Here is a 15,307-nt window from a genome sequence, read left to right on the forward strand (position 1 = left end):
GGTGGCGCAGGGGAGTGCCGCAGGAAGTCTTCATGCGGCACTGGATCTCCTGGGTGCGATGATTATTGGATGGCGAGCTTGAGCCGTTCAATTTCGGTGGGGTTGAATCCTGACCAGTGGTGGTGGTCGTTGACGACGACCACAGGGGCTTGGGAGTAGCCGAGATCCTGAACGTACTCGAGGGCGGCGGCATTGGTGGTCAAGTCGACGACGCTGTAGGGGATGCCGGCATGATCCAAGGTCAAGCAGGTGAACTTGCATTGGTGGCACCCTGGCTTGCTGTAGACCGTGATGTTCATGGCCCTCACCTCACTCTCTGTTTCTTCCGGTGTTGAATAGCAGTGGAACTGCTATTTGTGGTCCCGGTACGCGGTGTTCTTGTGTTGCGCCCAGCCGGATACGACGCCGGCGCCGAGCATCTGGGCCAGCAGCCTGGCCAGGTGGTAGTCGGGGTCAAACGTTAGGGCGACGTGCATGTAGTTCGCCGCGGCCGTTCCCTTGCCCTTCCACCAGCAGATGTGCCCGAGCATCGTCAACGGGGCGGCCGCGTGCATCGGTGCTGCGATGGTGAGCAGTTGCCGCAGCAGCTTTTCGGAGCTGTCGATCCTCTCCCACTGCGGGGCTTCGTCCGTGGCGCCAAAGAGAGTGGCTCCCATGGGCTCATTGATGCCGGGCATGTCGGCCAGGATCTGGTCTCTGAGTCCGACGTGCTGGAGCCCGGCCAGGACCTTAGCCAACTGCTCATCGGTGGGTTCGTCGCCGTGGTCGATGAGATCCATCCACAACCGGTAGACCGCGTCAAGGCTCTTGGCGGGGTTGGTGGTCATGCCTCGCAGCGCTGACTCGACGGCGTCGTGGTCGACAGCGGTGAACAACTCGGGGATGGCGGGTGTGTCACTCTGTCCGATGGCGCTGCCTTGGTAGACCAGTTCGGCGTTGAGGGTGCTGGATTCAAGGGCCACCAGTGGGGTCTCTTTGCCACAGGTCGTGGGGTTGGCGCCGTCGTAGGTGGCGAAGGATTCGGGACCGGCGATCCATACGTCATGGACGATTAGCCCGGCGGCCAAGAGGCGTCGCTTGACTTCTTGGATCAGTGAAGCGAAGGGCTTGGTGTGTCCCTTGCCCCATTGCTGGCGGGTGAACAGGGCCATGAGAACGGCGGTGGCGTCCTTGTCGAAACCGACGGAGTGGGCGACACCTTCAGCGTAAGTTTCTACGTGTTCTGTGGCGACGGGGAGGTTCACGCGGAGGGTGGGGCCGAGGGCGGCGCCGTCGAGGGCGACGCAGACGAGGCTTTCCTGCGGCCAGTAGCCGAGGCTGTGGCCGATGTAGCTGATAGCGTCGGCCGGGCTGCTGATTCTGATCGGTTCCATAATCTTGCTCCTCTTGTGTGTTCGGTGGCTGGGTGTTCGCGGCCGCCTGCTCTGTTGGTGCCTTCTGGTAAGAGGAATCACCGCTGGGTTTAGGGGCCGGAATGCAACTTGGGGTACCGGGCACGGGGCAAAAATTGTTTCGAGGAGATAAGCGACGTAGGAGCGCCGAGAAAGAATTTTTGGAGGAGTGACCGGCGCGTAGCGCCCTGGTTGCGTGGAGGGCCCGCCCAGCGATGATGGGATACCAGAAGGCACAACGTGGTTTGGCATGTGTTCATAGAGGTCCATCGACCGAGGCGTTCGTTTGGGCTGACCGTTGGAGAGTGACTTGGCTGCTTCCGTGGATACCGATTCTTGTTCATGCTCGTTCATGGTGTCGGCTCGGTCTTACGAAATGACCGATTGCCTGGATCCAAATGGATGGGCAGATTCTGTACGAAAGTCGAGTGACGATTGCCAGCGGCTCACTTGCAGTCCGCAGATTTTTGAATTGGGCGGGTCAAGTTATGCCGTGTCTGATTTCTTTGCCACGGCTAAGGAACGCCTAGAGCGGCGACGGAGTTGGCCATTTCAGCCGGTCGTACCGGCCTTCAGATAGAGCACGAAGCGGACCACACTGATGAGCTCGGCAGACCCTTTCACAGGTATTATCAAAAAGGTTGACCAACGGTCGGCGATCCTACCGGCAGAGCTACAATGGTTGAATCATGCCCCTGATGGCGCCTGCTCAGTCATTACATTTGGGGAAGGTTTGTACTTGCGCATCATCGACAACATCAGTGAACTGTTCGGCGACGATCTCAAGGCGGAGATTACGCCGGGATCCAAGGTACGAATAGCCGCGTCCACTTTCTCGATTTTCGCCTTCGAAGCGCTACGCAAGGAGTTGGAAAAGGTCTCCGAGCTGGAGTTCATCTTCACCTCACCGTCTTTCGAAACGTCGAAGGTCACCGATAAACTCCGCAAGGAACGCCGCGAGTATTTCATCCCGGAGGCAATCCGGGCAGAATCCAGTCTGTACGGCTCGGAGTTTGAGATAAAGCTACGAAATAAGCTTACACAGCGTGCAATTGCCAAGGAATGCGCCGACTGGGTACGCCGAAAGGTGACATTCCGATCGAATGCAACCGGGAACCCGATGCAACAATTCGCGGTCGTGGACGACACTGCGGCATACATGCCCCTCCAAGGTTTCACCACAGCCGATTTAGGCTATGAACCTAGCAACGCCGTCTCGAACTTGGTTCACCGGATCGATGAAGCGCCACTGACCGGCCAGTACATTCAGCTATTCGACCAAATTTGGAACACCACCGACCAGCTCAACGATGTCACCGAAGCAGTCCAAGAGCACATCGCCAGTGTCTACGCCGAGAACTCCCCGGCACGCATCTACTTCCTGATCCTCTACAACCTGTTCGCGGAGTTCCTCGAAGATATCAACGAAGACGTGCTGCCCAACGACCGCACCGGGTACCAAGACACGAAGGTCTGGCAGAGTCTCTACAATTTCCAGAGTGACGCCGCGACCGGAATCATCAATAAATTGGAGACTTACAACGGCTGCATCCTTGCCGACAGTGTCGGCTTGGGCAAAACGTTCACCGCACTCGCAGTCATCAAATATTACGAGTTGCGCAACAAGTCGGTACTCGTGCTCTGCCCGAAGAAACTTGCGGAGAACTGGACGAATTACAATGCGAACCTGACGACCAACATCTTCGCCTCCGACCGTTTTAACTATGACGTCCTCGCCCACACAGACCTCTCCCGAACGCGTGGCGAATCCCTCGGGATCCGGCTCGACCGTATCAACTGGGGGAACTACGACTTGGTCGTGATCGACGAGTCGCACAACTTTCGTAACGCCGACTACGCCGAGGAGAAGGAATCACGTTACCAGCGCCTGATGCGCTTAGTCATTCGCGAAGGCGTGAAGACGAAGGTGCTGATGCTTTCGGCAACCCCGGTGAACAACAGGTTCAATGACCTTAAGAACCAGCTCCAGCTCGCTTACGAAGGGGAATCAGAGAACCTCGCCCAGCAACTAAACCTCTCCACCACGGTCGAAAAAGTTTTCAGCGAGGCGCAGCGCGTCTTTAACGATTGGTCCAAGCTCGCCCCCGAGGATCGCACGTCCGATCGGATCCTGCAGATGCTCGACTTCGACTTCTTCGAACTCCTCGACTCGGTCACCATTGCCCGTTCACGCAAACATATCCAGGCGTTCTACGACACCACCGAAATTGGCGCGTTCCCCGACCGGCTGCCGCCAAAGTCGATCCGCGAACCCCTCACCAATTTGTCCGACGTGCCGGACTTCAATGAGATCTTCGAACAGCTCCAGGCGCTCACCCTCGCCGTCTACACCCCACTGGCGTACGTCTTTCCGAGCCGGATCGGAAAGTACGAAGATCTTTACAACGTCACCACGGGTAGCGCACGCTCGAACCTCGGCCAGCGAGGCCGAGAGCAGGGCCTCAAGAAACTCATGACGGTGAACCTCCTCAAGCGGTTGGAAAGCTCGGTCGACGCGTTTCGACTTACGCTGTCCAAGATTGACGAATCCGTGGGCCGGACGATGGACCGCCTCGGAACGCACGGTGCCACCAGTACCGACCTCGGAACCGACCTTTCCGGTCTGGACCTCGACCTTGACGATGCGGATGACGCGAACATCGGGGCCATCACATTCGGGGAAAAGATTCAAGTGGACCCTGAAGACATCGACATCGAGTCATGGCGACGCGACCTGCGGAACGACCTTAAAATCCTGCGCGCGCTACTTGTCGAGATGCACAAGGTCACCCCCGATCATGACCGCAAGCTCCAAACGCTGAAGCGACTGATCGAGGAGAAGGCGAAGCACCCGATCAACCCGGAGAACCGCAAGGTGTTGGTGTTCTCCGCCTTTGCCGACACCGCCAGCTACCTCTACCGCGAGCTCGCACCTACACTCGTTGCGGCCGGTCTGGAGGCCGCCCTTATCACCGGAGGTAGCCACGGAGCGAAGTCCACTTTGGGCAAGGGACACGATTTTCAGCAGATTATGTCGATGTTCTCACCGCGGTCGAAGCAGCGTCACCTCACGATGCCGCAGGAGACCGCAGAGCTCGACGTGCTCATCGGCACCGATGTCATCAGCGAGGGCCAAAACCTCCAGGATTGCGATTTCCTGGTCAACTACGACATCCACTGGAACCCGGTGCGGATCATCCAACGCTTCGGCCGCATCGATCGAATTGGTTCGATCAACGCGCAAATCCAGCTGGTGAACTTCTGGCCGGACATCTCCCTGGACGAGTACATCAATCTCAAGGAGCGTGTGGAGAACCGTATGGTCATAGCAGATCTCGCGGGCAGCGCAAACGACAACATCCTCACCTTGGAGGACAATGACGCAGTGTTCCGCAAAGAACAGCTCCGCAAGCTTCAGGACGAGGTCATCGAGCTGGAAGATGTCCGCACCGGCGTCTCCATCACCGACCTGGGCCTCAACGATTTCCGCATGGACCTGCTTGGCTACATCAAAGAATATGGCGAACTTTCTTCAGTGCCCAAGGGCCTCCACGCCGTTGTACCGGCAGATAGCTCGAAGGGCCTGGTCCCGGGTGCGATCTTCGCATTGCGGAACGTGAACGCCGATGAAACGATCAACCGTGGCAACAGGCTCCACCCTCATTACCTCGTTTACCTCGACGACGACGGGCACGTCATTGCCGATCACACCGAGGCGAAACGTCTGCTGGACCTAATTCGCTCGGGGTGCCGTCCTTACGATGAACCGGTATCCGATGTGGTGAGGATCTTCAACGGTGCCACTTTGGAAGGCTCGGAGATGGGCAAGTACTCCGAGCTGCTCACCGGCGCTATCAACTCAATGATCGACGTCACGGAGGAACGGGACATCGACAGCCTGTTCAGCGCGGGCCCGACCACCGCGCTGTCCCAGAGCATTGCCGGGCTTGACGACTTCGAGCTAATCGCGTTCATTATCATCCTCGATGCGGCTCGGGACGCTGAATGACGGTCCGCCTCTACCGCTGGCCGGCCGCCGCAAAGTTTGGAAAGCGCGTCCCGAAGGAGAAGTTCTACGATCAAGGTACCGTCACCGCAGCCGTCCGCGAGAAGTTCGTCTCTGAGGTGCAGCGAGTCACCTGGGCCTACAAGCTCGCCGAGACCACCGTCAACCTGACCGGAAATGCCGAGGTCCCGGAGATCCAGGTCTTCCACATCGAAGCAAAAGGCAACGACGTCCCTGATCCGGTGCTGATGGCGATCGATAGGGCCATCCCGTTTCCGATCATCTTTGAGATTCATCGCGGCCGGGACCAAGCAAATAGTGTCCGTATGGTAGCGGCACACAAATACTTCGGTGGTAGTGCAGCAAAGCTCAGCTCCTACTTCACCACCGATTGGATGCCGGCCAACTCTGACAGGCAAGTGCTCCCGTCCGCAATTAATCTTCCAACGCTTTACACAGCTCTTCTGGCTCCGCTTACCCCCGTGTTCGCGCGAGCCGGCGAGAACATGTCCGAAATAGCTGAAAGACTGAACACCTTACAGAAGCTTGAACGTGAAATCACCGCGCTCGAGCGGAAGCTGCGCAATGAACCACAACTGAACCGCAAGATCGAATTGCGCCGTGCGCTGAAGACGAAACAAGCAGAATTGGAACAACAAAGGTAAACCGTGGAGAAATTGCGCATGACATCGCCAGATCTGACCGACGCCAACATCGAGAAGCTCGCCGAGCTCTTCCCCGGCGTCTTCACCGAGGGGCTCGACGCCGATGGCAACCCCAAGAAGTCCATTGATTTCGACTTGCTTCGCCAGGAGCTGTCCTCTCAAGTCGTCGATGGTCCACAGGAGCGCTACCAGCTCGACTGGCCGGGAAAGCGTGCCGCTGCGTTCGCTGCTAATGCGCCCATAGCTAAGACCCTACGACCCGTTCGCGAGGAGTCGGTCGATTTCAATTCCACCAAGAACCTCTTCATTGAGGGCGACAACCTCGACGCCTTGAAGCTGCTTCAGGAGTCTTACCTCGGAAAAGTCAAGCTGATCTACATTGATCCGCCCTACAATACGGGTAATGACTTCGTGTACAACGATGACTTCGCTGAGTCGAACGAGGAATTTCTCGCAAGGTCTGGACAGGTTAATGCAATTGGAGCAGGGTTGGTAGCCAACCCCGATTCCAACGGTCGTTTCCATTCCGACTGGCTCAGTATGATGTATCCGCGTTTGAAGCTTGCAAGGAACCTCCTTGTGGACGACGGAATTATCGCAATCAGTATTGATGACAATGAATTCGCTAACCTCCGTTCATTGTGCGACGAGGTATTCGGAGCTTCCGCTTTTCTGGGTGCGCTTACATGGCGCCGCCGGCCAACTCCCGACAGTCGTAATTACAGCCGAATCTCGGTGGACCACGAATACGTTTTGCTTTATGGGAGAAGCAGCGCTTCCCAATTCAAGGGCCGAGGAATCGACGAGTCGAAGTACAAGAATCCTGATAACGATCCGGGGGGCCCTTGGACAAGTGAGAACCTGACAGGTTTGGCTAGTGCCGACCGGCGACCGAACCTGCACTACGACCTGGTGAACCCAGCGACGGGGTTGTCTTATCCGCCCAGCCCAAGTAGGGGATGGAGCAAAGGTAAGGAGACGATGAACCGACTAATCGCAGAGAGCAAGATCCTCTGGCCGTCATCGCCGGCAGGTCGGCCCCGCGAGAAGAAGTTTCTGAGCGAGCTCAAGTCTGCGGTGACCGGTTTCTCGACTTGGCTGCCTTCAGACGAAATTGGCTACAATTACTCTGCGACTCGGGAAGTCAGGGACCTGCTTGGAGGCAAGCTTTTCGACTTCCCAAAACCAGTTTCCCTCGTCCGCACTATTTGCGAACAGGTAGCGGGAGATGCCGATCTTGTTCTCGACTTCTTCGCTGGCAGTGGTTCCACCGCGCATGCGGTCATGTCTGCGAATGCTGCTGATGGATCCGCCCGTCGATTTATCCTCGTGCAACTAGGCGAAGCTGTCGATTCAGGTTCCGAGGCAGCTAAGGCTGGGTACGAAACCATTGTTGAGCTGGCGAGGGAACGCGTGCGTCGGGCCGGGCAAGCAATTGTCGATGAAGCGGGGCTGACCGGTGCCAGCCTTGACGTTGGGTTCCGATCCCTGAGCGTCGACACCACGAATATGTCGGATGTCTTCCGCGTTCCGGACGAGACGGATCAATTTGCACTCGATCTATTGGAGGGCAGTGTTAAGCCGGGCCGCTCAGGCGAGGATCTACTGTTCCAAGTGATGCTGGACTGGGGCCTCGAACTGACAATGCTGATCGCCATCGAGCATATTGAGGGTCACGAAGTCTTCGTGGTCGAAGACGGGGCGCTCATCGCATGCCTGGAACCGACGATCACACCGGAATGTATACGCTCCATCGCCAAGCGTGAGCCGCTGCGGGCGGTCTTCCGCGACTCTGGTTTTGCCTCCGACGATGCCCGGATCAACGCCGAACAGATCTTCCGCGAGATGTCCCCATCAACCGACGTGAAGGCGATCTGAGCAGGATGAAACTTCAGTTCAAGGTCCAGCAATACCAGACCGATGCCGTCGACGCCGTTGTCAATGTCTTCGCCGGGCAGCCCAAACTCGATGGTTCGTCCTATCGGATTGATCCCGGCAAGGTTAGGTCGATCAGCAATCCTGCGTTGTTCGAAGCGAACTCTGTCATGGACTCAGGACTGCGGAATGCGGAGATCGCCCTGAGCGGTGTCCAGCTGCTGGAAAACGTCCACAGGGTGCAGCGATCCCGGAATCTCCCCCTAGCTGCCACACTCGTGGACAGCAAAGCCGCACCCGGCGCCCCGAACCTTGATGTTGAAATGGAGACGGGGACGGGCAAGACGTACGTCTACATCAAGACAATCATGGAGCTACATAAGCGCTATGGCTGGTCGAAGTACATTATTGTCATTCCCTCGATCGCGATTCGCGAGGGCGTGAAAAAATCCTTCGATGTGACCGCCGAGCACTTCCAACAGCACTACGGCACCAAGCCGCGTTCGTTTGTCTACAACTCTTCGCAGCTACATGAGTTGGAGCGCTTTAGCTCCGATGCCGGGGTGCAAGTGATGATCATCAACATCCAGGCGTTCAACGCAATCGGCAAGGACAACAGGCGCATCTACGACGAGCTCGACGATTTTCAGTCGCGTCGCCCGATCGATGTGATCAGTGCCAACCGGCCGATTGTGATCATCGATGAACCGCAAAAGATCGGTGCCGCCAAGTCGCTTGAGGCATTGTCGCGTTTCAACGCACTGATGATGCTGCGCTATTCGGCCACCCACAAGATTGAGCACACTAAGATCCATCGGCTCGATGCCCTTGATGCGTTCAACCACCAGCTCGTCAAGAAGATCGCCGTCCGCGGTATCACCGTCAAGGGACTGTCGGGGTCGACCGCCTACCTGTACCTGGACGCCATCGAGATCGCCAAGGGGGCCAGGCCGCGCGCCCGAATCGAGATCGAGGTGCAGACCAAGGGTGGGCCGATCAAGCGGCAGATCAAGCGACTTGACGTCGGAGCCAACCTGCATGACATCTCAAATGGCATTGAGGCCTACAGGGATCTATTCATTACCGATATCGATGCGAACCGCGACGTTATCGAATTGAGCAGCGGCGACATCGTCATTTCCGGGCAACTCGCCGACAACGACGTCACTGCGGAGACGAAGAGGCGCATCCAGATTCGCGAAGTCGTCCGCGCCCACTTCGAGAAGGAAAGGCAGCTCTTTAGTCAGAACATCAAGGTGCTCTCTCTGCTCTTCATCGACGAGGTAGCCAAGTACCGAGACTACGACCGCGAGGACACACTCGGGGACTATGCCCGTCTCTTTGAGGAAGAGTACTCCACGATCCGTGACGAAGTCCTCGGCGAACTGGACATCGACGATGCCACCGCAAAATATCAGGACTACCTGCGCCGCGATGTGGTCGGGGCCGTGCATGAGGGCTATTTCTCGATCGATAAGAAGACCAAGCGTCAAATTGATGGGAAGCTCAGCGGCCGCGGGGACGATAGGGGCGAATCGTCCGACACGGACGCCTACGACCTGATTCTCAAGGACAAGGAACGATTGCTTTCGTTCGAGGAACCGGTGCGGTTCATCTTCTCCCACTCCGCCCTGCGCGAGGGCTGGGACAACCCCAACGTCTTCGTCATGGGCATGCTCAAGAAGAGCGACAACACCGTCTCGCGCCGCCAGGAGATCGGCCGCGGCCTGCGTCTTGCGGTCGACCAGCTCGGTGAACGCATGGACAAGGAAACAGTGGGCGAACGCGTTCATGACATCAATGAGCTGACAGTGGTCACCGACGAGTCATACTCCGACTTCGTTGCCGGGCTGCAAAAGGAAATCTCCGAGTCGCTTTCTACGCGGCCCTGCAAGGCTAGCGTCAAGTTTTTCACCGGCAAGACCTTAGAGACTCACGCGGGTGAGTCGATAGTCGAGGAAGCGCTTGCACTGGCGTTGTACAAGTACCTGATCAAGAACGACTACTTGAACGAAGATGACACCGTCTCCGAGGTCTACAAGGAGGCGCAGCAGATGGGTACGCTGGCCGAGCCAACTTCTGAGGTGCTGCGCCCGGTGATCGAGTTCGTCTGGCCGCTTATTGATGCGCTGCTCATTGACGTGCCGATTCCGCCGGATGATCGCAAGCTCAAAAAGCTTGAGCCCAATGCCAACCTCGACAAGAAGGAGTTCCAGTCACTGTGGCGGCGAATCAACCACAAGGCGGTCTACCAAGTCGAGTTCGATTCCCAGGAATTGATCCGGAGGTGTATCACGGGGCTCGACCAGAAACTCAAGGTGGCCTCGATGCAGTACGTGGTGCAGGCTGGGGAACAGCGCGATTCAATGGCAGTCGATGACCTCACCAGCGGCACTGGGTTCGACGTGTCAAGCATGGAAACCCACACCGAAACAGTCACCGCAGGTTCTCAGGTCAAGTACGATCTGTTGGGTGAAATCGCAGAGAAGACGCAGCTGACCCGTCGCACTGCCGCGGCGATCCTCCGCGGGGTCACCACCGGCACTTTCACGAAGTTCCGACTTAACCCGGAGCAGTTCATCACCGAAGCCGCCCGGCTCATCAACGAGCAAAAGGCGAGCGTCGTGGTCGAGCATCTCACCTACGACACGCTGGAAGACCGCTTCGACTCGGCCATCTTCACGGCGAACCAGACCAAGCACGACCTGGCCAAGGCCGGGGATAAGTTGAAGAAGCACATCTACGACTACGTTGTCACCGACTCCAAGATTGAGCGTGACTTCGTCGCTGACCTGGACACCAGCAAAGAGGTTGCCGTCTACGCGAAACTGCCCCGGGGTTTTTTCATACCCACGCCGGTTGGCAACTACAACCCCGACTGGGCGATCGCGTATACCGAGGGCAGCGTCAAGCACGTTTACTTCATTGCGGAGACAAAGGGTTCGCTTTCGACTCTCCAGCTGAGGGGAGTCGAGGATGCAAAAATCGAATGCGCCCGCAAGTTCTTCGCGTCCCTGAACGAGAAGAATGACCAAGACGTTGTCTACGACGTCGTCACCAACTACTCCGAGCTGATGCAGCTCGTTACGACATAAGGGTGGACATGCTAACTGGTGCTGGGTCTTTGACGGGTGGTATACGACTTACGCGACTTAGAATTGATAAGTTTCGTGCGATTGGCTTGGCTGAGATTGAGCTGGGTGAGGCTACAGCAATCGTCGGGCAAAACGGTGCAGGTAAGACTTCAATCTTGAGGGCACTGAATGCGTTCTTCAACTTCGAAGAAGAACGCGCAGACTTTGAGGCGGGTCGTCATTCTTACGGTGGTACACATCAGACGATCATCCAGGTAGATATAGTTGGACTCGCTGACGACCCGGCCCTACCACGATTGGACGCGACCGGCACTGTTCGAGCGCGATTGAAGTACCGCCGCGACGCTCGTTGGGAATGTCAGGTGGGCCCTTTGTGGCAACCGATACATCCTCAGGTTTTGCGTGAGGCGCTTCGTAAACAAATCTCATATGCGTTCGTACCGACTCAGCGGGACCATTCTGTGGCACACGACCCAGCACATGGCTTATTGGAGCGTGTGGTTGGTGAATGGATAACTCATAATCGCCAGCGGGACAGGATAAGTCCAGAGGTCGAGCTCCTCGGCCGAAAACTCGTAGCAAATTCGCTGTCAGGGCTCGAACGAAAGCTTCAGAAGATTGCCCCGCTCAACGGTCCATTCAGTTTCGAACTTAGGCACTCTTCAGTTCCCGATTACAAGCTACTTCTTGCGAACCTGGTGCTTTCAGTCAAGGAGGGCGGACAGTCAATTCCCCTTTCCGACAGCGGAAGTGGAACGCAAAGCATGGCTGTGTTCGCCCTCTACGCTTACCTTGCTGAGATAGAGAGCAAGGCATTCATTTTGGGAGTTGAGGAACCCGAACAAAATCTGCATCCACAAGCGCAGCAGCAACTAACTAAGTCGCTAATCGGACTAGGACTTCAAGTTCTGTTTACTACGCATTCGCCGACAGTTGTAGATGCTCTGGATCATGAACAAGTCGTACTCTGCCGTCGGATCCGAGGCAAGAAGCGTGCCCTTGAGATCCAAGTGACGCAGGTTGAAAAAGCATTTTTTTCGGACCATTCACTCGACAAGGACAAATACTATAAGTTTCATCGTCGTCGGAACTCTGAATTCATGTTTGCGGATTTTGTCATTGTAACGGAGAGCCCAATAGATTCGGTTCTCCTAGCTACATTGCTTGAAGAGAGCGGCTTCGATCTGGTGGCAAATGGCGTGAATATCGTCGCTGTGGACGGTGTAAATTCACTGCCATATATGTACCACATCCTCCTTGAACTGGGTATTGCCTGTGCGTTCGTGGTGGACAAGGACTACTTTCTGCCGTACAGAGGCCCAACTCGAGAGAGTAGTTTGGATACTAGGGGATATCCGCAGTACGCATCCGTAGCAAAGAGCGGCACGTTACTCAATACTCTTTTCCCCGATGCAACGCAGCGGAGTACTATTGTCAAGTATCTAATACAGGACGCGGACGCGGCGCGTAGGGAACTGCTGAAAGTCGGCTTCTTCTGCTTCAATTATGCAATTGAAGTGGATCTTGTGGGTGCCAAGGTACCGCGTGAACGGTTTCACGACTTCTTGGGAACCCCCGTAGCAAACCGAACCGAATTCGGGCTGCTAGGGGACAAGAGTCAGTGGAAAAAACTCAAAAACCAAGAAGCGATGCTTACGGCGATCTCTGGTCTGCCTCCTATGAATATGCCGCTGTCGTATCTGAATATCCGGCGTGAGATACCAAAGCTTGTTGCGGCAGCCAGGCCGACTGTCTAATGTTTGAAACATGGAGCCGATTTTTCTAGCGTTTTCCGGAGTGTCGCCGAAATTGCACTAATCCAGTTTTCGCAGGAAGTACCCTCACTCGCTACTTTGATGGCACAGCCGACTCCACCAGGGATCGGCACATTGGGCAGTGGTCGCCAGCTTGGGGGCTCTCCGTGGTTCGTGGTGAATTCTGGTTTCGTGTCCTTGAACAAAGGTGGCTCGTAGCCCTGTTGTGATGGATGTTCTGACGCATTCATCGATGACAGGACTACGAGCCTTGAATGAGCTTACTTTGGTGCACCCTGATGCTGCCACCACGATATTCAATCTGGACGACTACCGTGTCCTAGAAACCCAGACGCTGAGTTTTGGCCAACGCAGGATCCATATTGAAAGCACCGTTGAATCCGGGTGCCCAGGATGCGGCGTCATCAGCACCCGTCGCCATTCCGGCCGGCAACAACGCGTCCGCGATATCCCTGTGGCTGGTCCGGTGGAAGTTGTCTGGGCCAAGCGCCGGCTGTTTTGCGACGAGTCATTGTGCCCGCGCAAAACGTTCTTTGAAGCCACGATAGAGGTCCCGGCCAGGTCACGTACTACGAGCCGGCTCCGTAGCGCTCTCGTGCGAGCAGTCATTGACTCTGGCCGCGCCGCAACGGAAACCGCCACCGCTCACGGCGTCTCCTGGTGGTTGGTGCAAAAGGCGCTGAACTTGGCTGCAACGAAGCTTCCCAGCGTGGATCTGCTGCGCCCGCGGATGCTGGGGATCGATGAACACCGTTTCCGGTCCGTCCGTTTCTTCAAGGACCCGGAAACTAAGCTATGGCAGCGGATTGAACCGTGGATGACCACGATTGTTGACCTAGATACGAGCCAGATCCTTGGCGTTGTTGACGGCCGTGACCACACAGGAGTCGGAGCATGGCTGATCAAACGCCCCCTGGAGTGGCGGCTCGGAGTTCAAGTCGTCGCCATTGATCCCTCAGCAGCATTCCGCAAAGCCTTGAGGATGTGGCTACCCCGAACCGCCGTTTCTGTTGACCATTTCCACTTGATCCAGCTGGCGAATCAGGCCCTGACCGAGGTCCGCCAGCAACTCTCCCATCAGGTGCGGGGTCGTCGTGGCCGGGCTGTGGATCCGGCGTGGGCGCACCGGATGCTGCTCCTACGCGCCGGCGATTCACTTTCCGATCAGGCCCGGGCCCGGTTGGAGAAAGTCTTCGCCACCGACGATCCGACCGGGAAACTCAAGGCAGCGTGGGATGTGAAGGAACAAGTGCGGACACTGCTGCGTACCGGCTCCTTGGAAGACGCCGAACTAGCCAAGGAAGACCTCGAGCGGCTGGTGAAGGAATCAAAGCAGCCCGAGACGACCAGGCTGTGGCGGACCATCTGCCGCTGGTGGAAAGAGATCGAGGTCCTCATCGTCACCGGTGCCACTACAGGAAAAGTCGAAGCCAACAACACCAGCATCAAACACATCAAGAGGACCGGGCGTGGCTTCGTCAATAGCACCAACTACACAACTCGTATTATGCTCAGGAGCGCCGCCCGAACAGCGGTGAATCATCCATGACAACAATGGAATTCACCACGAACCGCGGAGAGCCAGCTTGGGGCCGCAGGCCCTTGTCGGACTTGCGCGAAAGCCGGACGGATATCTGGACCAGAGCACTCAGGTCAACCCTATGCCTCGGCGGTAAGGAGGCGAGACCACGTTCAAGGGCCAAATCGCGCCGTGGTCAAGGCTTTCGCGCGATCGTTAGAACTTATCGATGGGAGCTACGCCAACTAAGTCGTGTTGAACCGTTTTTCGCTATTCTGCGATGGAAAGAGATTTGAACCACGAAGCATTGCCAAAAGTCATCAAACTAACTTGTTTCTTCCTTGTGGACAATTGACACCATACGCGGCTTGCTCGACGAGTTATTCCGAGATTGAGTTTCCGTGTGCAACCGGAGCCCCTAACCTTCGAACGGAACCGGGGAACGTGAGTGCTTGCCACAGGTTCAGCTGCGGGTTGTGAAATCTGTCCTGCCGGGCTTCTAAATCTAGTCGATGCAAGCCGCTGAAACCGCCAGGTAGCTGAAAAGGTGGAGCTCACCCTGCTGAAAAGGGGGAGTGATTCCTGAAGAAAATTTTGCTGAATTGGGGGAGTAAAGGGGGAGTTGGGCAGTTTTGCGCCTTAAATGACTCTGACCCGCGGAATGAAACCGCAGGTCAGAGGCCCTTTTGTGTGCCCCGGGCGGGAATTGAACCCACGACCAAGAGAAACTCAGGACTATCATGCCAACCGTTGCCATTCAACGCCGAAAACCGCCAATTTCCGGGGATCTTCAGGCCAGTGGAGTCCATCGATATGCCATGATCTGTGGTTGGTTTTCGTTCAAAAACGTGAGTAAAACGTGACGAGGCCCTGTAACGTAGCGCCGGAGCTGTTGCTTGATGGCCGTTTGCAGGTTCATCGGCATCATCGATGGTATGTCACTGGTTGTCGAGAGCGGGCCGTCGTGCGTCAACGACATGT

General features: G+C 56.5%; 8 protein-coding genes. 6 read left to right on the forward strand and 2 right to left on the reverse strand.

The genetic code is table 11. The features are described 5' to 3' along the window. Positions 1 to 62 precede the first annotated feature (62 nt). Entirely contained in the window at positions 63 to 299 is a 237-nt protein-coding gene (locus AS189_RS09555) for a glutaredoxin family protein (RefSeq protein ID WP_062288015.1), read from the reverse strand. A gap of 51 nt (positions 300 to 350) precedes the next feature. Continuing rightward, positions 351 to 1,373: a DUF4192 domain-containing protein gene (locus AS189_RS09560; RefSeq protein ID WP_062288017.1), complete on the reverse strand. Its 1,023-nt coding sequence runs from the start codon at positions 1,371 to 1,373 to the stop codon at positions 351 to 353. Positions 1,374 to 2,130: 757 nt separating this feature from the next. On the opposite strand from AS189_RS09560, the gene AS189_RS09565 reads away from it, so the two are divergent. The 6 genes from AS189_RS09565 to AS189_RS09590 all read left to right on the forward strand — a co-directional run bounded on the left by AS189_RS09565 (position 2,131) and on the right by AS189_RS09590 (position 14,356). Continuing rightward, the gene (locus AS189_RS09565; protein ID WP_062293343.1) at positions 2,131 to 5,400 is read left to right on the forward strand and encodes a helicase-related protein; all 3,270 of its coding nucleotides are present in this window, start codon (positions 2,131 to 2,133) and stop codon (positions 5,398 to 5,400) included. Then, entirely contained in the window at positions 5,397 to 6,062 is a 666-nt protein-coding gene (locus tag AS189_RS09570; RefSeq protein ID WP_062288020.1) for a DUF4391 domain-containing protein, read from the forward strand. The genes AS189_RS09565 and AS189_RS09570 overlap by 4 nt, the downstream gene beginning before the upstream one ends. A 3-nt stretch (positions 6,063 to 6,065) precedes the next feature. Beyond that, on the forward strand, positions 6,066 to 7,940 hold the full coding sequence (locus AS189_RS09575) for a site-specific DNA-methyltransferase (protein ID WP_062288023.1): 1,875 nt from the start codon (positions 6,066 to 6,068) through the stop codon (positions 7,938 to 7,940). Positions 7,941 to 7,945: 5 nt separating this feature from the next. Next, positions 7,946 to 11,032 (forward strand): type III restriction-modification system endonuclease, encoded by a 3,087-nt coding sequence (locus tag AS189_RS09580; protein ID WP_062288026.1) that lies wholly within the window; start codon positions 7,946 to 7,948, stop codon positions 11,030 to 11,032. Between the two features lie 8 nt (positions 11,033 to 11,040). Next, positions 11,041 to 12,789, forward strand: a complete 1,749-nt coding sequence (locus AS189_RS09585; RefSeq protein WP_272946751.1) for an ATP-dependent nuclease — start codon at positions 11,041 to 11,043, stop codon at positions 12,787 to 12,789. A gap of 268 nt (positions 12,790 to 13,057) precedes the next feature. Next, entirely contained in the window at positions 13,058 to 14,356 is a 1,299-nt protein-coding gene (locus AS189_RS09590) for an ISL3 family transposase (protein WP_062293345.1), read from the forward strand. The last annotated feature ends 951 nt before the right edge of the window (positions 14,357 to 15,307 follow it).

It is taken from the genome of Arthrobacter alpinus (assembly GCF_001445575.1).
GTDB lineage: Bacteria > Actinomycetota > Actinomycetes > Actinomycetales > Micrococcaceae > Specibacter > Specibacter alpinus_C.

What these genes read in the sequence shown, in the direction of transcription:
- AS189_RS09555 (WP_062288015.1), bottom strand. Translation starts at nt 299, where the DNA reads ATGAACATCACGGTCTACAGCAAGCCAGGGTGCCACCAATGCAAGTTC.
- AS189_RS09560 (WP_062288017.1), bottom strand. Translation starts at nt 1,373, where the DNA reads ATGGAACCGATCAGAATCAGCAGCCCGGCCGACGCTATCAGCTACATC.
- AS189_RS09570 (WP_062288020.1), top strand. Translation starts at nt 5,397, where the DNA reads ATGACGGTCCGCCTCTACCGCTGGCCGGCCGCCGCAAAGTTTGGAAAG.
- AS189_RS09580 (WP_062288026.1), top strand. Translation starts at nt 7,946, where the DNA reads ATGAAACTTCAGTTCAAGGTCCAGCAATACCAGACCGATGCCGTCGAC.
- AS189_RS09585 (WP_272946751.1), top strand. Translation starts at nt 11,041, where the DNA reads ATGCTAACTGGTGCTGGGTCTTTGACGGGTGGTATACGACTTACGCGA.